Source organism: Streptomyces sp. NRRL F-5727 (assembly GCF_000719555.1).
In the GTDB taxonomy this organism is placed as follows: domain Bacteria; phylum Actinomycetota; class Actinomycetes; order Streptomycetales; family Streptomycetaceae; genus Streptomyces.
On sequence record NZ_JOGX01000044.1, the window covers coordinates 42,976 to 62,423 of the forward strand.

Consider the following 19,448-nt stretch of genomic DNA (forward strand, 5'->3'; position numbering starts at 1 on the left):
TCTGAACGTACGTAGGTTCCGACAGCATGTCGGGAAAATGTTGCGCCCGCGCTCCGCGCCGTGGTGCTATGGATGCACGAGCTGGTTAGGTGAACCTAACCTACGGGAGGCATGCATGGCGACGCAGATGCCGGAGCGCGAGGACCGCACCGCCGAGGAGCGCGTCTCGATGAGCGAGCTGCTGGCCTCCTGCGCCGCGGCCAGCGCCGTCTCGACCCCGCCGCGGCCCGCCCTCGCGCCCGCCGCGGAGGACGACGGGCCGGAGCTGCGGGACGAGGCCGCGTAACCCCGTACGGGTAACGGCGTCAGGAGACGACGACGACCTTCGCGCCGATCGACGCGAAGGTCCACATCGCGTCGCCGTCCGCCCGCTTCATCCGGATGCCGCCGGTCTTCTTCGACGGGTCCGGCGACGGCATCGAGCCGTCCACCGCCGCGCTGAAGCCGACCGTCACGCCGTCCACGCTCGCGAAGCGCACCACGTGCTCGATCTGCACCCCGTCGGAGCCGGTCACCGAACCCGACCGGGAGGTCACCGCGTACGCCCCCGGCTCCGGGGAGACCGAGCTCGGCGCCACGACGAAGGTGCGGACCGCCTTGTTCTTCTCGTCGACCAGCCACACCCGGCGGTCCTTCAGCGCGTACACCACGCGCTGGCCCGTGCCCGAGGCCGCCGGCACCGCCAGCGGGTTCTTCGCCGGCTTCTTCGCCCCGGCCGACGCCGAGGCCGACGGCGCCACCGTGCCCGGCGTCCGCGGCTGCTCCGCGAGGTCCGCCGGCACGCTCGCCGACGCCTGGTAGGCGAGGAAGGCGACCACGGCGACGGCCGCCGCGGTGAGCCCGGCCACGAATCCCGAGCTGCTCCTTGCCACCGTCTCCACCTCTTCGTACGTACGTGCCGAGCCTGACCCGCTGTCGCGCCTGACGGTAGCAGCCGGGCCCCCGGACGGCCGCGCGCCGCATCGCCCGCTCGTGGCGCCGTAGGCTGTTCGCGTGCTGTTGCTCGCCATGGATACCGCCACCCCCGCCGTCACCGTCGCCCTCCACGACGGCACCGCCGTCGTCGCCGAGTCGACCGGCGTCGACGCCCGCCGCCACGGGGAGCTCCTGCTCCCCGCCGTCGACCGGGTCCTCAAGGAGGCCGGGACCGCGCTCGACGCGGTGACCGGGATCGTCGTCGGGGTCGGCCCCGGCCCCTACACCGGCCTCCGGGTCGGGCTCGTCACCGCCGCCACCTTCGCGTCCGCGCTCGGCGGCGTCCCCGTGCACGGCCTGTGCACCCTGGACGGCCTCGCGTACGCCTCCGGCATCGAGGGGCCCTTCGCGGTGGCGACGGACGCCCGCCGCAAGGAGGTCTACTGGGCGCGGTACGACGACGCCCGCACCCGGGTCACCGACGCCTCCGTCGACCGGCCCGCCGACATCGCCGAGCGGCTCGCCGGACTCCCCGTCGTCGGCGCCGGCGCCCTGCTCTACCCGGACGCCTTCCCGGACGCCCGCGGCCCGGAACACCAGTCCGCCGCCGCGCTCGCCGCCCTCGCGGCCGAGCGGATCGCGGCCGGCGGGGACGGCTTCCTCGACCCCGTCCCGATGTACCTGCGGCGGCCCGACGCGCAGGTGCCGAAGAACTACAAGGTGGTCACCCCGCAGTGAGCGAGGCACTCGTGACCGGCGCCGTCCTGCGCGAGATGCGCTGGTGGGACCTGCCGGAGGTGCTCGCCCTCGAGGCCGACCTCTTCCCCGAGGACGCCTGGTCGGAGGGGATGTTCTGGTCCGAGCTCGCGCACGCGCGCGGGCCCGCGGCCACCCGGCGGTACGTCGTCGCCGAGACGCCCGCCGGGAAGCTGGCCGGCTACGCGGGCCTGGCGGCGGCCGGCGGCCTCGGGGACGTCCAGACCATCGCCGTCGCCCGCGAGCAGTGGGGCACCGGGCTCGGCGCCCGGCTCCTCACCGACCTCCTCCAGCACGCCACCGCCTTCGAGTGCGACGAGGTCCTGCTCGAAGTGCGCGTGGACAACACCCGGGCGCAGAGGCTGTACGAGCGCTTCGGCTTCGAGCCCATCGGCTTCCGGCGCGGCTACTACCAGCCGGGCAACGTCGACGCGCTCGTGATGCGACTGACTGTTCAAGGAACTGGGACCGATATCTGATGGCTGCTGACGAACCCCTCGTGCTCGGCATCGAGACCTCCTGCGACGAGACCGGCGTCGGCATCGTGCACGGCACCACCCTGCTCGCCGACGCCGTCGCCTCCAGCGTCGACACCCACGCCCGCTTCGGCGGCGTCGTGCCCGAGATCGCCTCCCGGGCCCACCTGGAGGCGATGGTCCCGACGATCGAGCGGGCCCTGAAGACCGCCGGCGTCTCGCCGAAGGACCTCGACGGCATCGCCGTCACCGCGGGCCCCGGCCTCGCGGGCGCCCTGCTCGTCGGAGTCTCCGCCGCCAAGGCGTACGCCTACGCCCTCGGCAAGCCGCTGTACGGCGTCAACCACCTGGCCTCGCACATCTGCGTCGACCAGCTGGAGCACGGCAGGCTGCCCGAGCCGACGATGGCCCTGCTGGTCTCCGGCGGCCACTCCTCCCTGCTGCTCTCCGCCGACATCACCGCCGACGTGCGGCCGCTGGGCGCCACCATCGACGACGCCGCCGGCGAGGCGTTCGACAAGATCGCCCGGGTCCTCGACCTCGGCTTCCCCGGCGGCCCGGTGATCGACCGGCTCGCCCGGGAGGGCGACCCGGCCGCCATCGCGTTCCCGCGCGGTCTGAGCGGCGCCAAGGACCCCGCGTACGACTTCTCCTTCTCCGGGCTCAAGACCGCGGTGGCCCGCTGGATCGAGGCCAAGCGGGCGGCGGGCGAGGAGGTGCCGGTCCGCGACGTGGCCGCCTCCTTCCAGGAGGCCGTCGTCGACGTCCTCACCCGCAAGGCCGTCCGGGCCTGCAAGGACGAGGGCGTCGACCACCTGATGATCGGCGGCGGCGTCGCCGCCAACTCGCGGCTCCGGGCCCTCGCCGAGGAGCGCTGCGAGCGGGCCGGGATCCGGCTCCGGGTGCCCCGGCCCGGCCTGTGCACCGACAACGGCGCCATGGTCGCCGCGCTCGGCGCCGAGATGGTCGCCCGCAACCGGGCCGCCTCCGACCTGGAGCTGTCGGCGGACTCGTCGCTTCCGGTGACCGACCCGCACGTCCCCGGGCACGCCCACGGCCACACCCACGACCACGACCACGTGCACGAGATCAGCAAGGAGAACCTGTACTCGTGAGGGTCACGCTGATGTGGGAGGCCCGGGCCGTCCAGGGCCGCGGCGCCGAACTCCTGGAGTGGGCCCGGGCCCGGGTCCTGGCCCGCGAGCCGCTCCGCCGGGAGGTCTTCCGCGCCCCCCAGGACCGGGTCCTCGTCCTCACCTGGTGGGAGGCCGAGACCCTCGACGCGGAGCTGCCCGAACTGCCGGAGCCGGACGCCGAGCTGATCACCCGTCCGGTCCACCGCTGGCGCTTCGAAGCGGTCGAATAGGCGAATAATTCGACGATCGGGCAACCTTTCGATCGGATCGGGCATCCCACAGCCCGTGAAGAAGCAGATCGCGGTGTGGGCGGCGCTGACCGCGGTGACCCTCCTGATGACGGGCTGCACGGCCGAGACCCCGCCCCCGGCGGTCCCCCCGGCCCCGGCGACGCCCTCCGCGGCGGCCGCCGCCCCGGAACCGGCCGCCGCCCCGGAGGCGGCCCGGGCGGCCGCGTACCGCAAGTGGGGGATCGAGCCGCTCCCGACGCCGCCCGCCCCGCCCGCCGTCAAGCCGGTGAAGCGGGCGCCGGGCGGACCCGTCCCGGTGATCAGCGACATCCCGACCACCGACAAGGTCGTCTTCCTCACCATCGACGACGGCGCCGAGAAGGACCCCGAGTTCACCCGGATGATGGACGAGCTCGGCGTCCCCTTCACGATGTTCCTCACCGACTCCGTGATCAGCGGGGACTACGGGTACTTCGCTCCGCTCGTCGCGCAGGGCCACGGCGTCGCCAACCACACCCTCACCCACCCGAACCTGCGCACCCTCTCCCCGGAGGCCCAGCGCCGCGAGATCTGCGGCCAGCAGGAGAAGCTGCGGAAGCGGTACGGCACCACCCCGCGCCTCTTCCGCCCGCCCTACGGCAACTGGAACGAGGCCACCCGCACCGCCGCCGGCAGCTGCGGGGTGGACGCCATCGTCCTGTGGCGCGAGTCCATGCAGATCAAGAACATGCAGTACCAGCGCGGCGACCGGAAGCTCCACCCCGGCGACATCGTCCTCGCCCACTTCCGCGGCCCCGCCGAACTCAAGGGCCGCACGATGACCGAGATGACGGCCACCATGCTCCGCAAGATCCAGGAACAGGGCTTCACGGTGGCCCGCCTGGAGGACTACGTCTGAGAGAAGTCCGGGCGTGGTGTCGATGCGGGTGCGGCTCGTTCGACGTATGTGTGGAAGGCGGGGAACGGCCCCGCCACCGCACCCCCAGGAGTCACCATGCCCCGCTTCCTCTCCCTCGTCCGCATCGAGGAGAACACCATCGACATGGAGAGCGCCGACCCCGGCTTCGAGGAGCGGATGGGCGCCCTCTTCGAGGAGATCACCAAGGCCGGCGCCATGGTGGACACCGCCGGGCTCAAGCCGACCGCCGAGGCCACCCGGATCACCTGGGAGGGCGGGAAGCTGTCCTTCACCGACGGGCCCTTCACCGAGACCAAGGAGGTCGTGGGCGGCTACGCGATGCTCCAGTGCAAGGACATGGCCGAGGCCGTCGAGTGGGGGAAGCGGTTCCTCGCCGTCCACCCGCCGCACTGGAAGGTCGGCCTGGAGGTCCGCGAGGTCGAGGAGATGCCGGAGGGCTGATCCCCGCTGTGCTGTCATGTGAGGCGTGACGGTGGAGAGCACGCTGGAGACGGTCTTCCGGATGGAGTCGGCGCGGATCATCGCCACGGTGGCGCGGATCGTCCGGGACGTCGGCATCGCCGAGGAGGTCGCCCAGGACGCCTTCGTCGCCGCCCTCGAGCAGTGGCCCGAAGCGGGCGTCCCGGACCGGCCGGGCGCCTGGCTGACGGCCACCGCCAAGCACCGCGCCGTCGACCTCGTGCGGCGCCGCGAGACGTACGCGCGCAAGCTCGCCGAGGTCGGCCGGAGCCTGCCCGAGGAGTCGTACGACCCCGAGCCCGCCGGCCCCGGCGACATCGACGACGACGTGCTCCGGCTGGTCTTCACCACCTGCCACCCGGTGCTCTCCGCCGAGGCCCGCGCGGCGCTCACCCTGCGGCTCGTCGGCGGGCTGCGGACGGAGGAGATCGCCCGCGCCTTCCTCGCCCCGGAGGCGACCGTCGCGGCCCGGATCACCCGGGCCAAGCGGACGCTCGCGAAGGCGGGCGTGGAGTTCGAGGTGCCGTACGGGGAGGACCGGGCGGCCCGGCTCGGCTCCGTCCTCGAAGTCGTCTACCTGATCTTCAACGAGGGGTACGCGGCCACCGCCGGCGACGACCTGCTGCGCCCCGGGCTCTGCGAGGACGCGCTCCGGCTGGCCCGCGGGCTCGCCGCCCTGATGCCCGGCGAGGGCGAGGTGCACGGACTCGCCGCCCTGCTCGAACTCCAGGCGTCCCGCACCCCCGCCCGCACCGGCCCCGACGGGCGGCCGGTGCTCCTCGCGGAGCAGGACCGGCGGCGCTGGAACCGGCTGCTCGTCCGGCGCGGCTACGCCGCCCTCGCCCGCGCCTGGGGGTCCCCCCGGACGGAGTCCGGGGGCGGGCGCTCCTACGGCCCGTACGCCCTCCAGGCCGCGATCGCCGCCTGCCACGCGCGGGCGGCCTCGTACGAGGAGACCGACTGGGCGGTGATCGCCGGGCTCTACGGGCGGCTCATGGAGCTGGCACCGTCGCCGGTGGTCGAGCTGAACCGGGCGGTGGCCGTCTCGATGGCCGACGGCCCGGCCGCCGCGCTCCCGATCGTCGACGCGCTCGCCGCCGAACCGGCCCTGGAGCGCTACCACCTGCTGCCCAGCGTCCGCGGCGACCTGCTGGCCCGGCTCGGCCGGGACGCGGAGGCCCGGGCGGAGTTCGCGCGGGCGGCGGAGCTGACCAGGAACGAGCGGGAGCGGGCGCTGCTGCGGGCCCGCGCGGGGGAGCCGGAGGCCGGCACCGCCTAGGCCCTGTCGTCAAACTCCCGCCTGCCCCGCGACGCGCACGCGCTCTCGCCGCACCGGGTGAAAGCCCGAGTACGTCCAGTACGAGGACTTCCACCCGGCACGCCGAGAGCACGCACCTGACGCCGCGGGGCCGCGCTGGCCCGACCGGGACGCCCTGCTCGCGGACCGGGCGCTGGCGCTGGGGGAGTTGACGAGGCGTTCGCTCGGCGGCGGGCGGTTCGCGCTGTTCGCCGGCGCGGTGCTGGTGCTCCAGCTGGGCTGGGGCATGGTCGGCGTGCTGCTCGTCGACCTCGGCCACGGCGCGATCCTCGACCCGATCACGTTCCTCATCGGCCTGTTCATCGCCCTCCTCGGCCTCGGGGTGATGGTGCCCGGCGTCTGGCTCGCGGTGCGCGGGGTGCGCCGGGACCGCGTGGTGCGCGAACGGCTGCTGCTGTGGGCGGTCCTGGACCGGCACGGGCCGACGGACGCGCGGCTGCGGGCGCCCGTCGCGAGCGCCTGCTGGATGGCGGTCTCCGCCGTCCTGTGCGGCCTCGGGCTGTGGCTGGGCTTCGCCGTGCCCGCCGGGACGGACCCGGCGAACGGCTACGGCCTCGTCGCGTACGGCATGGGCGTCGCTCTGATCCTCTGGATCAACGGCCTGATCGGGCTCTTCAAGGCCGTCGGCCACTTCCGGATGGCGCTCAGGGTCGTGCCGGCCGGCCGATCAGCATCGTCGGGGCGCCCGCGACACGTGTGAGCAGCACCGTCGCCGCGTTCGGGCCCTTGGGCCGCACCTTCCGGCGGATCTCCTCGGGCTCGACGGCCGAGCCGCGCTTCTTCACCGTCAGGTTGCCCACCTCGCGCTCGCGGAGGAGGGCCTTCAGCTTCTTGAGGTTGAAGGGGAGCTCGTCGGTGATCTCGTAGGCGGAGGCGTACGGGGTGGGGGTCAGCGTGTCGGCGGTGACGTAGGCGATCGTCGCGTCGATCAGGCCGCCGCCCAGCTCCTCGGCGACCTCGGCGACCAGATGGGCGCGGATGACGGCGCCGTCGGGCTCGTAGAGGTAGCGGCCGACCGGGCGGACCGCCGGGTCGGGGAGGCCGCGGCCGGTGAGGCTCGCGCCGGAGGGCAGCAGGGTGGCGCGGCGCGCGCCCGGTTCGGTGCCGAACCAGAGCACGGCCTCCTTCACGTCGCCGCCGTCCGAGATCCACTCGGCCTCGGCCTCGTCCGGGACGGTCTCGTGCGGGATGCCGGGGGCGATCTTCAGGGCCGCGCGCGGGGCCTTGCGGGCGGCGTCCATGGCCCAGGAGAGCGGCGGGGAGTACGCCTCGGGGTCGAAGATGCGGCCCCGCCCGCCGCGCCGGGCCGGGTCGACGAAGACGGCGTCGTACGGGCTGGTGTCGATCTCGGTGACGTCGGCGCAGCGGACCTCGATCAGCCCGTCGAGGCCGAGCGCGGCGGCGTTGGCGCGGGCTACCTCGGCGGTGAGCGGGTCGCGGTCGACGGCGAGGACGGAGATGCCGGCGCGGGCGAGCGCGAGCGCGTCGCCGCCGACGCCGGAGCAGAGGTCGGCGACGCTGCCGACGCCGAGGGCCTTGAGCCGGTTCGCGCGGTAGGTGCCGACGGTGGCGCGGGTGGACTGCTCGACGCCGTTCGGCGTGAAGTACATGCGGTACGCGTCCTCGGCGCCGAACTTCGCCACCGCGCGCTGCCGCAGCCGGGCCTGCCCGAGGGCCGCCGAGACCAGCTCGGCGGGGTGGTCGCGGCGCAGCCGGGAGGCGACCGCCAGCTCCTGGGCGGGGTCGTAGTCGCGCAGGGCGGCGAGGAGGGTCTGGCCCTCGGGGGCGAGCAGGGCGGTGAAGGCGGCGAGGTCGGTCACCGTCCCATTCTCCCTGTGGGCCGGGCGGGGGACGGTGGGGCCGGTACGGCGGTGTCGCGGCCGGAGGGGCGGGTGGCGCTGACAGGATGCGGCGCCATACCGGTCGTACGACAAAAGGAAGAAATGATGGCAAAGGGTCACTCCCGTCGTGCCCTGGGTGCCGCGCTCCTCGTCGCCGCGCTCACCTCCACCGCCGCCTGCTCCGGCGGCTCCGACGCCCCCGGCGCGGGCACCGGCGGCGCCCCCGCGCCCGCCGCAGGCCAGCAGGCCCCGGCGAAGACCGCCGCCCAGCTGGCCCGGGAGAAGAAGGCCGCGCTGGCGAAGCGGCGGGCCGCCCGGGCCGCCGCCGCGAAGAAGTGGGGCCTCAGGCTGACCCCGCTCGAAGCGCCCGCCCCGCCGAGGACCAAGCCGCGGATCACCACCCGGAAGGGCTTCGAGACCGACGGCGAGGGCCTGCCGCCCGTCTTCACCACTGTCCCCACCAAGGAGAAGATCGTCTTCCTGACGATCGACGACGGCGCCGAGAAGGACCCCGAGCTCATCCGGATGATGGCCGAGCTGGACATCCCCTACAGCGCCTTCCTCAGCGACTACGTCGTCAGCGACGACTACGCCTACTTCGCGAAGATGCAGAAGTCCCAGCCGCGCGGGGTCTCCCTCCACAACCACACGCTCAACCACAAGTACCTGCCCGGGCTCTCCTACGCCCGCCAGAAGCGCGAGATCTGCGGCATGCAGGACGTCATCGAGAAGAAGTACGGCAAGCGCCCCGAGCTCTTCCGCCCGCCCTACGGCAACTACAACGAGGACACCCTGCGCGCCGCCAAGTCCTGCGGCGTCAAGGCCGTCCCGCTCTGGGCCTCCGAGGCGTTCCCCGACCACATGGAGTGGCGCGAGTGGGACCGCGACCTGCACCCCGGCGACATCGTCCTCACCCACTTCCGCGGCGAGGAGGACTGGAAGGGCAGCATGCCCGACATGATCCGCCGGGCGATGAACGTGATCACGTCCAAGGGGTACGCGGTCGCCCGGCTGGAGGACTACGTATGAGCCGGCTCCGCCCGCTCGTGGTCGCCGCCCTCCTCCTCGTCCTGACCGGCTGCGCCTCCGCCGTCGACCCGCTCGAACGCCTCGGCCGCAAGGCCGTGGAGCGGGTCGGCGACGGCCGCGACGCCGACCGGGGCCCGGTCCGGGCGGAGGGGGCCCCGCGTTCCTGACGGGCTTCGCACGGAACCCCGGACTCCGTGCACGCGTTCCCCGGATCGGGGCCGGATCGCGGCGCCCGCGCGCCGTACCGGCACCGCCACGAGGTGAGGAATTGGCACTCCGCTTGACCGAGTGCTAATCGCGGTCATAGTCTCGGCTCTGGCACTCCCCACCGGAGAGTGCCAACACAGCGACGGGCAGGTCCGGCACCCGCGACGACGGATCCACCTGGTCGCCACCTCAGACAGTTAACCCCGCGAGATCTCCGAAGGGGGAGGTCGGATCGTGACGACCGCCAGCTCCAAGGTTGCCATCAAGCCGCTCGAGGACCGCATCGTGGTCCAGCCGCTCGACGCCGAGCAGACCACGGCCTCGGGCCTGGTCATCCCGGACACCGCGAAGGAGAAGCCCCAGGAGGGCGCCGTCCTCGCCGTGGGCCCGGGCCGCTTCGAGAACGGCGAGCGCCTGCCGCTCGACGTCAAGGTCGGCGACGTCGTGCTCTACAGCAAGTACGGCGGCACCGAGGTGAAGTACAACGGCGACGAGTACCTCGTCCTCTCGGCCCGCGACGTGCTCGCGATCATCGAGAAGTAAAGACGACGTACCTGCTTTGAACCGCGCCCCTGACCCCTTGATCTCTTGGGCGTCCAGGGGCGCGGTTTCGTTTTTCTCCACACGATTTCCGAGAGGGCTGAATCGCTCCCATGGCGAAGATCCTGAAGTTCGACGAGGACGCCCGTCGCGCCCTTGAGCGCGGCGTCAACAAGCTGGCCGACACGGTGAAGGTGACGATCGGCCCCAAGGGTCGCAACGTCGTCATCGACAAGAAGTTCGGCGCCCCCACCATCACCAACGACGGTGTCACGATCGCCCGCGAGGTCGAGATCGAGGACCCGTACGAGAACCTCGGCGCCCAGCTCGTCAAGGAGGTGGCGACCAAGACCAACGACATCGCGGGTGACGGCACCACCACCGCCACCGTGCTCGCCCAGGCGCTCGTCCGCGAGGGTCTGCGCAACGTCGCCGCCGGCGCCTCCCCGGCCGCCCTGAAGAAGGGCATCGACGCCGCCGTCAAGGCCGTCTCCGAGGACCTGCTCGCCACCGCGCGCCCGATCGAGGACAAGTCCGACATCGCCGCCGTCGCCGCGCTCTCCGCCCAGGACCAGCAGGTCGGCGAGCTCATCGCCGAGGCCATGGACAAGGTCGGCAAGGACGGTGTCATCACCGTCGAGGAGTCCAACACCTTCGGCCTGGAGCTGGAGTTCACCGAGGGCATGGCCTTCGACAAGGGCTACCTCTCCCCGTACATGGTCTCCGACCAGGAGCGTATGGAGGCCGTCCTCGACGACCCGTACATCCTGATCAACCAGGGCAAGATCTCCTCGATCCAGGACCTGCTGCCGCTGCTGGAGAAGGTCATCCAGGCGGGTGGCTCCAAGCCGCTGCTGATCATCGCCGAGGACGTCGAGGGCGAGGCCCTCTCCACCCTCGTCGTCAACAAGATCCGTGGCACCTTCAACGCCGTGGCCGTCAAGGCCCCCGGCTTCGGTGACCGCCGCAAGGCGATGCTCCAGGACATGGCCACCCTCACCGGTGCCACCGTCATCGCCGAGGAGGTCGGCCTCAAGCTCGACCAGGCCGGTCTGGACGTGCTGGGCACCGCCCGCCGCGTGACCGTCTCCAAGGACGACACCACCATCGTCGACGGTGGCGGCAAGTCCGAGGACGTCGCGGGCCGCGTCGCCCAGATCAAGGCCGAGATCGAGGCCACGGACTCCGACTGGGACCGCGAGAAGCTCCAGGAGCGCCTCGCGAAGCTGGCCGGCGGCGTGTGCGTCATCAAGGTCGGCGCCGCCACCGAGGTGGAGCTGAAGGAGAAGAAGCACCGTCTGGAGGACGCCATCTCCGCGACCCGCGCCGCGGTCGAGGAGGGCATCGTCTCCGGTGGCGGCTCCGCGCTCGTCCACGCCGTCAAGGTGCTGGAGGACAACCTCGGCAAGACCGGCGACGAGGCCACCGGTGTCTCCGTCGTCCGCCGCGCCGCCGTCGAGCCGCTGCGCTGGATCGCCGAGAACGCCGGCCTGGAGGGCTACGTCATCACCTCCAAGGTCTCCGAGCTCGACAAGGGCCAGGGCTTCAACGCCGCCACCGGCGAGTACGGCGACCTGGTCAAGGCCGGCGTCATCGACCCGGTGAAGGTCACCCGCTCCGCCCTGGAGAACGCCGCCTCCATCGCCTCCCTGCTCCTCACCACCGAGACCCTCGTGGTGGAGAAGAAGGAGGAGGAGCCGGCGGACCACGGTCACGGCCACGGTCACGGCCACTCCCACTGAGGCACGCCGTAGCAGACCACCGAGGCCCGGTGCCCCCGTCGCGGGGGCACCGGGCCTCGGTGTCTCCCTCTCGCTAGGTCTCCACCGCGCCGAGCTGCCCCATCAGGCCGAGCAGGTCGTACTGCCACCAGCCCTCGACGATCTTCCCGTCGTCACGGAAACGGTGGATGGTGGTGCCGGTCATGGTGACCTCCATGCCGGTCGGCTGGAGGCCCATGAAGTCCCCGACGTGGGTCCCGCGCCAGGTCCAGCGGGTGCACACGCGGTCGCCGTCGGCGATCTGGTCGTCGATCGTGAACGCGAAGTCGAAGCCCGCGCGCCACATCTCCACCTCGCGCCGGACCGCGTCCATCCCGATCGTGTCCTGCGGATTCGTCGGATCGTGGTCGTGGTAGCCCTCGGCGAGCAGCCCGTCGAGCAGCGCCAGGTCCGAACCGTTCGCCATCTGCTCGAACATCTGCCGCGCGTTCGCCTTGTACAGCGCCTCGTCCCGGACCACGTCCAGGTCCGTGAAGGTCGGCATCTCGTCACAGAGGGCGACCATCTCCCGGAAGATCCGGTCGGTCTCCGGCAGCTGCGAGTTGCGCATGGCCACGTCGTACGAGGGGAACTCGACGATCTCCACGATGTGCGAGGCGTCGGACCGGTCGGTCCCGACGATGCTGTGGGTCGCGGTCCGTTTCCCCCGGGTCTCCTCGACCCACCGGTCCATGAGCCGGTTCAGCTCCTGGACCCGGCTCGTCCTGCACTCGATGATCTGCACGAAGGTCATGGCCGCCTCCGACCGGGCGAAGCCGCGGATGGACCCCTCCAGTCTAGGCCGAGTGGGTGAGGTCGGCGGCTCTGACCTCCTCGGCGAAGGGCTCGCCGCGGGTGTAGCGGACGATCTCCGCCAGGGCCTGGTCGGTCATCCGGTGCAGCTCGTTGCCGAGGGAGCCGGCGATGTGCGGGGTGAGGAGGACGTTGGGGAGGGTGTAGAGCGGGGAGTCCGCGGGAGGCAGTTCCGGGTCGGTCACGTCGAGCACCGCGTGGAGGCGGCCCGCCGTCAGGTGGGGGAGGAGGGCGTCCTCGTCGATCAGCGAGCCGCGGGAGGTGTTGATCAGGGTGGCGCCGTCGGGCAGGGCGGCGAGCTGGCGGGCCCCGATCATCCGGTACGTGGAGGGGAGTTGGGGTGCGTGGACGGAGACGACCGAGCTGCGGGCGCAGAGTTCGTCCAGGCCGGCGAGGGCCGCGCCCGGCGGCGGGACCGTCAGGTACGGGTCGTACAGCAGCACCTCGACGTCGAAGGGGCGCAGCAGTTCGACGACCCGGCGGCCGATGCGGGAGGCGCCGACGATGCCGACCGTGCGGCGGTAGTTGCCCCAGGCGGCGGACTCGGCGAGCCAGGCGTGGTCGGTGCGGAGTTCGGCGTACCGCTGGGCCGAGCGCAGCACCCGCTTCCCGGCGAAGAGGATCGCGGCGAGGGTGTACTCGGCGACCGGCAGGGCGTTGGCGGCGGCGGCGCTGGTGACCCTGAGGCCGCGGTCCCAGCAGGCGTCGGTGATGTGGTGCTTGACCGAACCGGCCGCGTGCACCACGGCCTTGAGGCGCGGGGCGCGGGCCAGCACCTCCGGGGTGAGCGGGGTGGCGCCCCAGCAGGTGAGGAGGAGTTCGGCCTCGGCGAGGGCGGCGGCGGTGCGCGGGTCGGGGGCGGTCAGGTCGTGGGCGACCAGGTGCGGGTCGGTGCGGGTGAGCTCCGCGAGGCGGGTGCGGTGGGCGTCGGTGAGGAGCCGGCCGGCGACGCCGGGGCCCATCGCGAGCAGGAGGGCGGGGCGGTTGTCGGTGGTCGGGTGCATGGTGGGACCTGTGCTCCTCACTTGACGCTGCCGGCGGTCAGTCCGGCCTTCCAGTGGCGCTGGAGCGAGACGAAGGCGACGACGAGGGGGACGACGGCGAGCAGCGAGCCGGTGACGACGAGGGGGTAGTAGTCCGGTTCGGCGTGGGCGTTGCTGTTCCACGCGTAGAGGCCGAGGCTCAGCGGGAAGAGCTTCTGGTCCGAGAGCATCACCAGGGGGAGGAAGAAGTTGTTCCAGACGGCGGTGAACTGGAAGAGGAAGACGGTCACGAAGCCCGGCATGACCGTGCGCAGACCGATCGACCAGAAGACCCGCAGCTCGCCGGCGCCGTCGATCCGGGCGGCCTCCAGGGCCTCGTCGGGGACGTAGGCGGCGCACAGCACCCGGGAGAGGTAGACCCCGAAGGGGTTGACCAGGACCGGCAGGAGCACGGCGGCGTAGGTGTTGACGATGCCGATCTCGCTGGCGAGCAGGTACATCGGCAGCGCGAGCGCGGTGGTGGGGACGAGGACGCCGAGGAGGACGAGGCCGAAGAGCTTCTCCTTGCCCCGGAAGTCGTAGACGTGGAAGGCGTATCCGGCGGCGACGCTGATCAGCGCGCAGGCGGCGGCGCCGACGCCGGCGTAGAGGAGGCTGTTGAGGTACCAGCGGAAGTAGACGCCGTCGTTGTACTCGGCGAGCCGGGCGAGGTTGCCGCCGAGGTCGAAGCCCTCGAAGGAGAAGGCGTTCCCGGCGAGGAGGCCGCCGGCGTCCTTGGTGGCGGCGGTGACCAGCCAGACGAGCGGGAAGAGCATGTAGCAGGTGGCGAGCAGGAGGACGCCGTTGACGGCGGTCTTCGACAGCCAGCGGGAGCGGGGGGCGCGGGAGGGGCGGGTGCTCATGCGGCCTTCTCCTTCCGGTCCCGGGTGAGGCGGGTGACGGCGAAGGAGAGCAGCGCGGCCGTCAGGGCGAGCAGGATCGAGGCGGCCGCGGCCAGGCCGTAGTCGTTGCGGTCGAAGGCGGCGGAGTACGCGTACATGTTCGGCGTCCAGGTGGAGGTGACGGCGGAGCCCGTGCCCCTGCTGAGGATCAGCGGTTCGGTGAAGAGCTGGAGGGAGCCGATGACGGTGAAGAGGCCGACCATCGCCAGGGAGCCGCGGAGCAGCGGGATCTTGACGGCGAACGCGGTGCGCCAGGCGCCGGCCCCGTCGACCGTGGCGGCTTCGAGGACGGAGCGGTCGATGGCCTGGAGGGCGGCGTAGAAGATGATCAGGTTGTAGCCGAGCCACTCCCACAGGGCGATGTTGACGACGGACGGCAGGGCGCCCTCGGGGGAGAAGAAGTCGAAGCCGATCCCGCCCGCCTCCATCGCCTGGACGACCGGGCTGAGCTGGGGCGTGTAGAGGTAGACCCAGATCAGGGCGGCGATGATGCCGGGGACGGCGTGCGGCAGGAAGAGCGCGAGCTGGAAGAAGCGGCGGGCGCGGGCGAGGGCGGTGTCGAGGAGCAGGGCGAGGCCGAGGGCGCCGGCGAGCAGCAGCGGGAGGTAGAGCAGGCAGTAGCCGAGCAGCACGCCGAAGCCCTCGCGGAAGGCCCGGTCACCCAGTGCCGCGGCGTAGTTGCCGAGTCCGGTGAAGACGGTCTCGGAGCCGCCGAAGCCCAGTCCCGACTGCTTCTCGGTGAAGAGGCTGAGCCAGACCGCGTATCCGATCGGCACCACCAGCACCGCGGTGAAGAGCAGGAAGAACGGGGTCAGCAGGAGTGCCGCGGCACGGGTGCGGGCCTTCACGCGCTCAGCCCTCGACCTTCAGGCCGCGCTTGGTGAGCTCGGCGACGGTGGCGTCGTGGCCGGCCTTCACCGCGTCGGCGAGGGTGGGCCCGCCGGGGGCGACGGCGCCGAAGCGGTCCTTGATGGCGGTGTTGGTGGTGCCGGTGGTGGGGCCCCAGGACCACTGCTCGGTGATGGAGGCGCCGGCGGCCTCGAAGAGGGCGTAGATGTCCTGGCCGCCGTAGAAGCTCGCGTCGAACGCCTTCTTGGCGGTGGGGCGCAGGGCGGTGGCGGCGGGGAAGGCGCTGGAGGTGCCGGAGGCGATGCGGGCCTTGACGCCCGCCTCGGTGGTGGCCATCCAGGTGGCGAACTCGACGGCGGCGGCCTTCTTGGTGCTGTTCTTCGGCACGGCGAAGGTGGAGCCGCCGAGCATGCCGGAGGCGGGCTTGCCGTCCCAGCTGGGCATGGGGGCGACGGCCCACTTGCCGGCCTGTTCGGGGAGGGTGCCCTTGAGGACGCCGGCGCCCCAGGAGGCGCCGAGGTAGGCGAGGGTGGTGCCGTTCTTGAGGGAGCCGGTCCACTCGGGGCTGAAGGAGGCGTTCTTGTGGACGAGGCCGGCGTCGAGGAGGCCCTGCCAGTAGGCGGTGACCTTGGCGGTGGCCGGGTCGGTGGTGTCGATCTTCCAGGTGTCGTTCTCGGCCTTGAACCACTGGGCGCCGGCCTGCCAGGCCATCGCCTCGAAGGTGGTGGGGTCGTCGGGGAAGAAGGTGGCGATACGGGCCTTGGCGTCGGCCTTCTTCACCTGCTCGGCGGCCTTCCGGAACGCGTCCCAGGTGGTGGGGACCTCGATCCCGTGCTTCGCGAAGAGGTCCTTGCGGTAGTAGAGGGCCTGCGGGGCGGCGTCGAAGGGGACGGCCCAGGTCTTGCCGCCGAGGGTGGTGAGCTCGACGGCCTGGGGCAGGAGGCCGGCCCGGGCGGAGTCGGGGAAGACGTCGCCGATCTCCTGGAGGGCGCCGGAGGAGACGAACTCGGGGAGCGAGGGGTACTCGATGGAGACGAGGTCGGGGGCGTTGCCGGCCTTCACGGCGTTGGAGATCTTGGCGTAGCCGCCGGCGTTGCCGGAGGGGATCTCCTCGAAGGTGACCTTGATGTCGGTGTGGGAGGCGTTGAAGGCGTCGACGACGTCCTTCGAGCCCTTGGCCCATCCCCAGAAGGTGATCGTGACGGGCTTCCCGGCGGCGGAATCGGCGGCGTCACCGCCTCCGCCGCAGGCCGTGAGGACGGCGAGGGCGGTGGCGGCGCCGGCTATGACGCGGGACGTTCTGCTCCGACTGAGACTCACGGCACGGCTCCTGATCGGCGGCGTGGACGGGGTTGGCCGTGATCCTGGGACCGTTCCTGAACGAAGTCAAGAGCGAAAGATTGAATGATCGAAAAAAGATCAGATCGATCAGGGAGTGCGCGGCAGGCGCCGGGGTGGGGTCAGAGGGGCGGCACCGGACGGGCGGCCCCGCAGGACGCCCGTACCCGCAGCCGGGGCAGCAGGCTCACGTGCCGGCTCGCCGCGTCCTCGTCCGCACCCCCGGCCAGCCGCTCCACCAGCAGTTCCGTGGCGTGCCTGCCCACCTGCCGCTTGGGCGGGGCGACCGCCGTCAGCGGGATGTCGGCCAGCGCGGCGACCTCGTCGTCGTACGCGATGAGGGCCAGGTCCTCCGGGACCCGCACGCCGAGCGGGGCGAGCCGCTGCACGATCTCGATCGCGTCCACGTCGTTGTGGACCAGGGCCGCGCTCGCGCGCCCCGAGCGGACCTCCTCGTACAGCGCCCGCACCGCCCGCTCGAACCCCTCCGGATCCGCCTCGGCCGGTACGGAGTCGATCACCGGCCGGGGCTCCTCCCGGCCCAGCACGGTCAGCGCCTCCGCGTACCCGGCCCGCACCGCGAGCGCGGTCGGCGAGTCCCCGCGGGCCACGAGCAGCGGGGTCGCGTGGCCGAGCCCGATCAGGTGGCGCAGGGCCAGCAGCACGCCGTGGGCGTGGTCCGAGGCGACCCGGTCGAGCCCGTCGAGCGGACTGCCCGGCTCGGCCCGCCGCTCCAGGAGCACGGCCGGCACCGGCAGCTCCGCCAGCCAGTCGCCGTACGCGAGCCGGTCCTCCGGCCCCCGCCAGCCCGGCGCCACCAGCACCCCCTCGGCACCGGCCGCGAGCAGCCCCTCGGTGCGGGCCCGGTCCTCCTCCGGGCGGTAGTCCGAGATCCGCAGCACCAGCCGCGCGCCGGCCCGGGCGGCCGCCTCGTGCGCGCCCCGGATGACCTCGGCGAAGTAGTACGTGGCGGAGGGCGCGAGCAGGCCGAGCACCAGGCCCTCGCCGGCGCCGGGCCCGGTCCGCTGGTCGCCCGGCGCGGCGGGGCGCGGCCAGGAGACCTGGCCGTGCACCCGGTCGAGCAGGCCCCGCGAGGCCAGCGCCTCCGCGTCGCGGCGGGCGGTGACGGGGGAGACCCCCAGGAGGCCGGCCAGCTCGGCGACGCGGACCGTGCCGCGCTCGCGCACCAGGTCCAGCAGTCGGGCGTGTCGTTCGGCGGCACTCTCGCGCACGTGCGGTTCCCCCTCGCGGTGTCGTGGTTCCCCGACCTTAGACCAGAATGATCGAACGGCGGGGGTTTCGATCATTCGCTCCGGAGCTCTTGACGATTCGATCGACGACGGGCCTACTGGGGGCCGTACTTGCGGCCCGCCTTCGACGACACCCCGCCGAGCAGCGCGCGCGGCGCCAGCTTCACCACACCCATCAGGGCCTTGTAGCGCGGGTCCGGGATCGACAGGGTCTTCCCCCGCGCCAGGTCCGACAGGGCCGCCGCCACCAGCTTGTCGGCGTCGAGCCACATCCAGCCGGGGATGTTGTCCGTCCCCATCCCGGCCCGCTCGTGGAACTCGGTGCGCACGAAGCCGGGGCAGAGCGCCATCAGCCGCACCCCGCTGCCCGCGAGGTCCCGCGCCGCGCCCTGGGTGAACTGCACGACCCACGCCTTCGAGGCCCCGTAGGTGCCGCGCGGCACGAAAGCCGCCACCGAGGCCACGTTCACCACCCCGCCCCGCCCGCGGCCCTTCATCGCCGCGGCCGCGGCCGAGGTCAGCCGCAGCACCGCCTCGCAGTGCACGGTCAGCATCCGCAGCTCGTCGGCCATCGACACGTCGAGGAACCGGCCCTTGTTGCCGAAGCCCGCGTTGTTCACCAGCAGGTCGACCGGGCGGCGCGGGTCGGAGAGCCGGGCCTCGACCGCGGCGATCCCCTCCTCGGAGGAGAGGTCGGCGGCGAGCACCTCGGCCTCCACGCCGTGCCGGTCGTGCAGCTCGGTCGCCTGCTCCCGAAGGCGCTTCAGGTCCCGCGCCACCAGGACGACGTCATGGCCGTCGGCCGCCAGCCGCCGCGCGAAGGCGGCTCCGATGCCGGCGGTGGCTCCCGTGATCAGTGCAGTGGTCATACCGGAACCGTAGTGCCCGGAACCGACGCCCCGGCCCCTGTACCGCCCGGCCTCCGCGGCGGGCCCTGCCCCCTACGGCCCCCCGGCCCCCTCCGCACGGCCCCGGCCTCAGGAGCCGTACTTCTCGACGTGCTCGCGGGCCAGCGCGAGGAGTCCGGACTCCATCCACTCGGCGGCCACCAGCGTCTCCGCCAGCCGCTCCCGCTCGGTGGTCGCCGCCCGGTGCAGGAAGGCGACCGTGACCCCGTGGTCCGGCCGGTGCACCACCGTGACCGGGTCGCCGGCCCGCACCTCGCCCGGCTCGATCACCCGCAGCAGCGCCCCCGGCGCGCCGGCCTGGGTGAACCGCTTCACCCAGCCCCTGGGGTCGAACCCCTGCTCCTCCAGGTGCCCCTGGAAGGTGCGGCAGGGGATCCGGCCGCCGGTGACCTCGACGACCACGGACCCGCCGATCCGCCAGCGCTCGCCGATCAGCGCCCCGTTCACGTCCAGGCCGTCCGTCGTCAGGTTCTCCCCGAAGGAGCCGTTCGGCAGCTCCCGGCCCAGCTCCCGCTCCCACCGGTCCAGGTCCTCGCGGGCGAAGGCGTACACCGCCCGGTCGGTGCCGCCGTGGTAGCGCAGGTCGCACACGGCGTCCCCGGCGACTCCGCTCGCCCCGACCCCGTTGGGCCCCGGCGACTCGATCCGTACGGGGCCGTCGACGGGGTGCTTGTCGATGCCCGTCCTCCCGGAGGCGGAGTCGGTGTAGGCGACGGGCTTCGCCCGGCCCGCGTTCACGCTCAGCAAGGTCGTCATGAGGGCAGCGTAGGCGCGCGCGGC

23 protein-coding genes are annotated in these 19,448 nt (G+C 72.8%); 13 read left to right on the forward strand and 10 right to left on the reverse strand.

The window, feature by feature from the left end; all coding sequences use genetic code 11:
* Window positions 1-115: 115 nt before the first annotated feature.
* Window positions 116-286 carry a hypothetical protein gene (locus IF73_RS41185; protein WP_158822144.1) on the forward strand — a complete coding sequence of 57 codons (171 nt, stop codon included), beginning with the start codon at window positions 116-118 and terminating at the stop codon, window positions 284-286.
* A 19-nt stretch (window positions 287-305) separates the two neighbouring features.
* Here the strand turns inward: IF73_RS41185 and IF73_RS0125880 are convergent, their stop codons facing one another.
* Window positions 306-872, reverse strand: coding sequence for a hypothetical protein (locus tag IF73_RS0125880; RefSeq protein WP_402310580.1), 567 nt, complete (start codon window positions 870-872; stop codon window positions 306-308).
* 121 nt (window positions 873-993) lie between these two features.
* Between IF73_RS0125880 and tsaB the strand changes: the two genes are divergently transcribed.
* The 8 genes from tsaB (at window position 994) to IF73_RS0125920 (ending at window position 6,909) form a co-directional block, all read left to right on the forward strand.
* Window positions 994-1,653, forward strand: coding sequence for a tRNA (adenosine(37)-N6)-threonylcarbamoyltransferase complex dimerization subunit type 1 TsaB (gene tsaB, locus IF73_RS0125885; RefSeq protein ID WP_078868254.1), 660 nt, complete (start codon window positions 994-996; stop codon window positions 1,651-1,653).
* Window positions 1,654-1,688: 35 nt separating this feature from the next.
* Complete coding sequence (gene rimI, locus IF73_RS0125890; protein WP_031012151.1) at window positions 1,689-2,150, forward strand: ribosomal protein S18-alanine N-acetyltransferase; 462 nt, start codon at window positions 1,689-1,691, stop codon at window positions 2,148-2,150.
* The gene (gene tsaD / locus IF73_RS0125895; RefSeq protein ID WP_031012153.1) at window positions 2,150-3,262 is read left to right on the forward strand and encodes a tRNA (adenosine(37)-N6)-threonylcarbamoyltransferase complex transferase subunit TsaD; all 1,113 of its coding nucleotides are present in this window, start codon (window positions 2,150-2,152) and stop codon (window positions 3,260-3,262) included. Before rimI ends, tsaD begins: the two co-directional genes overlap by 1 nt.
* An 11-nt stretch (window positions 3,263-3,273) precedes the next feature.
* Window positions 3,274-3,513, forward strand: a complete 240-nt coding sequence (locus IF73_RS0125900) for a hypothetical protein (protein WP_199806718.1) — start codon at window positions 3,274-3,276, stop codon at window positions 3,511-3,513.
* Window positions 3,514-3,568: 55 nt separating this feature from the next.
* Window positions 3,569-4,411, forward strand: a complete 843-nt coding sequence (locus IF73_RS0125905; protein ID WP_031012157.1) for a polysaccharide deacetylase family protein — start codon at window positions 3,569-3,571, stop codon at window positions 4,409-4,411.
* 96 nt (window positions 4,412-4,507) lie between these two features.
* On the forward strand, window positions 4,508-4,873 hold the full coding sequence (locus tag IF73_RS0125910) for a YciI family protein (protein ID WP_031012158.1): 366 nt from the start codon (window positions 4,508-4,510) through the stop codon (window positions 4,871-4,873).
* A 61-nt stretch (window positions 4,874-4,934) separates the two neighbouring features.
* Entirely contained in the window at window positions 4,935-6,170 is a 1,236-nt protein-coding gene (locus IF73_RS0125915; protein ID WP_078868260.1) for an RNA polymerase sigma factor, read from the forward strand.
* Window positions 6,171-6,357: 187 nt separating this feature from the next.
* Window positions 6,358-6,909 (forward strand): hypothetical protein, encoded by a 552-nt coding sequence (locus IF73_RS0125920; RefSeq protein ID WP_199806716.1) that lies wholly within the window; start codon window positions 6,358-6,360, stop codon window positions 6,907-6,909.
* On the opposite strand, the gene IF73_RS0125925 is transcribed toward IF73_RS0125920, so the two are convergent.
* The gene (locus IF73_RS0125925; RefSeq protein ID WP_031012165.1) at window positions 6,854-8,029 is read right to left on the reverse strand and encodes a THUMP-like domain-containing protein; all 1,176 of its coding nucleotides are present in this window, start codon (window positions 8,027-8,029) and stop codon (window positions 6,854-6,856) included. The genes IF73_RS0125920 and IF73_RS0125925 overlap by 56 nt on opposite strands.
* 126 nt (window positions 8,030-8,155) lie before the next feature.
* On the opposite strand from IF73_RS0125925, the gene IF73_RS0125930 reads away from it, so the two are divergent.
* The 4 genes from IF73_RS0125930 (at window position 8,156) to groL (ending at window position 11,568) form a co-directional block, all read left to right on the forward strand.
* Window positions 8,156-9,079, forward strand: coding sequence for a polysaccharide deacetylase family protein (locus IF73_RS0125930; RefSeq protein ID WP_031012167.1), 924 nt, complete (start codon window positions 8,156-8,158; stop codon window positions 9,077-9,079).
* On the forward strand, window positions 9,076-9,246 hold the full coding sequence (locus tag IF73_RS41190) for a hypothetical protein (RefSeq protein ID WP_158822147.1): 171 nt from the start codon (window positions 9,076-9,078) through the stop codon (window positions 9,244-9,246). Before IF73_RS0125930 ends, IF73_RS41190 begins: the two co-directional genes overlap by 4 nt.
* Window positions 9,247-9,520: 274 nt before the next feature.
* Complete coding sequence (gene groES, locus IF73_RS0125940) at window positions 9,521-9,829, forward strand: co-chaperone GroES (protein WP_004955293.1); 309 nt, start codon at window positions 9,521-9,523, stop codon at window positions 9,827-9,829.
* Window positions 9,830-9,939: 110 nt separating this feature from the next.
* A complete protein-coding gene (gene groL / locus IF73_RS0125945; protein ID WP_031012177.1) occupies window positions 9,940-11,568 on the forward strand; it encodes a chaperonin GroEL in 1,629 nt (542 codons plus the stop codon).
* 73 nt (window positions 11,569-11,641) lie between these two features.
* Here the strand turns inward: groL and IF73_RS0125950 are convergent, their stop codons facing one another.
* The 8 genes from IF73_RS0125950 to IF73_RS0125985 all read right to left on the reverse strand — a co-directional run bounded on the left by IF73_RS0125950 (window position 11,642) and on the right by IF73_RS0125985 (window position 19,424).
* Window positions 11,642-12,340 carry an ester cyclase gene (locus tag IF73_RS0125950; RefSeq protein ID WP_031012179.1) on the reverse strand — a complete coding sequence of 233 codons (699 nt, stop codon included), beginning with the start codon at window positions 12,338-12,340 and terminating at the stop codon, window positions 11,642-11,644.
* Window positions 12,341-12,383: 43 nt separating this feature from the next.
* Window positions 12,384-13,403 (reverse strand): hydroxyacid dehydrogenase, encoded by a 1,020-nt coding sequence (locus tag IF73_RS0125955; protein ID WP_031012180.1) that lies wholly within the window; start codon window positions 13,401-13,403, stop codon window positions 12,384-12,386.
* A gap of 17 nt (window positions 13,404-13,420) precedes the next feature.
* Complete coding sequence (locus IF73_RS0125960; protein WP_031012182.1) at window positions 13,421-14,284, reverse strand: carbohydrate ABC transporter permease; 864 nt, start codon at window positions 14,282-14,284, stop codon at window positions 13,421-13,423.
* Window positions 14,281-15,171, reverse strand: coding sequence for a carbohydrate ABC transporter permease (locus IF73_RS0125965; protein WP_031012184.1), 891 nt, complete (start codon window positions 15,169-15,171; stop codon window positions 14,281-14,283). The genes IF73_RS0125960 and IF73_RS0125965 overlap by 4 nt, the downstream gene beginning before the upstream one ends.
* Window positions 15,172-15,175: 4 nt before the next feature.
* Window positions 15,176-16,492, reverse strand: coding sequence for an ABC transporter substrate-binding protein (locus IF73_RS0125970; protein ID WP_031012186.1), 1,317 nt, complete (start codon window positions 16,490-16,492; stop codon window positions 15,176-15,178).
* Between the two features lie 140 nt (window positions 16,493-16,632).
* Window positions 16,633-17,742 carry a substrate-binding domain-containing protein gene (locus IF73_RS0125975; protein ID WP_031012188.1) on the reverse strand — a complete coding sequence of 370 codons (1,110 nt, stop codon included), beginning with the start codon at window positions 17,740-17,742 and terminating at the stop codon, window positions 16,633-16,635.
* Between the two features lie 113 nt (window positions 17,743-17,855).
* Window positions 17,856-18,629, reverse strand: coding sequence for an SDR family NAD(P)-dependent oxidoreductase (locus IF73_RS0125980; RefSeq protein ID WP_031012190.1), 774 nt, complete (start codon window positions 18,627-18,629; stop codon window positions 17,856-17,858).
* 108 nt (window positions 18,630-18,737) lie between these two features.
* Window positions 18,738-19,424 (reverse strand): MOSC domain-containing protein, encoded by a 687-nt coding sequence (locus tag IF73_RS0125985; RefSeq protein ID WP_031012192.1) that lies wholly within the window; start codon window positions 19,422-19,424, stop codon window positions 18,738-18,740.
* Between the last annotated feature and the right edge of the window lie 24 nt (window positions 19,425-19,448).

Bases quoted from the DNA above. Each gene is read 5' to 3' on its own strand.
- IF73_RS41185 (WP_158822144.1), top strand. From the start codon at position 116: ATGGCGACGCAGATGCCGGAGCGCGAGGACCGCACCGCCGAGGAGCGC.
- rimI (WP_031012151.1), top strand. From the start codon at position 1,689: ATGCGCTGGTGGGACCTGCCGGAGGTGCTCGCCCTCGAGGCCGACCTC.
- tsaD (WP_031012153.1), top strand. From the start codon at position 2,150: ATGGCTGCTGACGAACCCCTCGTGCTCGGCATCGAGACCTCCTGCGAC.
- IF73_RS0125900 (WP_199806718.1), top strand. From the start codon at position 3,274: ATGTGGGAGGCCCGGGCCGTCCAGGGCCGCGGCGCCGAACTCCTGGAG.
- IF73_RS0125910 (WP_031012158.1), top strand. From the start codon at position 4,508: ATGCCCCGCTTCCTCTCCCTCGTCCGCATCGAGGAGAACACCATCGAC.
- IF73_RS0125915 (WP_078868260.1), top strand. From the start codon at position 4,935: ATGGAGTCGGCGCGGATCATCGCCACGGTGGCGCGGATCGTCCGGGAC.
- IF73_RS0125930 (WP_031012167.1), top strand. From the start codon at position 8,156: ATGGCAAAGGGTCACTCCCGTCGTGCCCTGGGTGCCGCGCTCCTCGTC.
- IF73_RS41190 (WP_158822147.1), top strand. From the start codon at position 9,076: ATGAGCCGGCTCCGCCCGCTCGTGGTCGCCGCCCTCCTCCTCGTCCTG.
- groL (WP_031012177.1), top strand. From the start codon at position 9,940: ATGGCGAAGATCCTGAAGTTCGACGAGGACGCCCGTCGCGCCCTTGAG.
- IF73_RS0125950 (WP_031012179.1), bottom strand. From the start codon at position 12,340: ATGACCTTCGTGCAGATCATCGAGTGCAGGACGAGCCGGGTCCAGGAG.
- IF73_RS0125955 (WP_031012180.1), bottom strand. From the start codon at position 13,403: ATGCACCCGACCACCGACAACCGCCCCGCCCTCCTGCTCGCGATGGGC.
- IF73_RS0125960 (WP_031012182.1), bottom strand. From the start codon at position 14,284: ATGAGCACCCGCCCCTCCCGCGCCCCCCGCTCCCGCTGGCTGTCGAAG.
- IF73_RS0125980 (WP_031012190.1), bottom strand. From the start codon at position 18,629: ATGACCACTGCACTGATCACGGGAGCCACCGCCGGCATCGGAGCCGCC.
- IF73_RS0125985 (WP_031012192.1), bottom strand. From the start codon at position 19,424: ATGACGACCTTGCTGAGCGTGAACGCGGGCCGGGCGAAGCCCGTCGCC.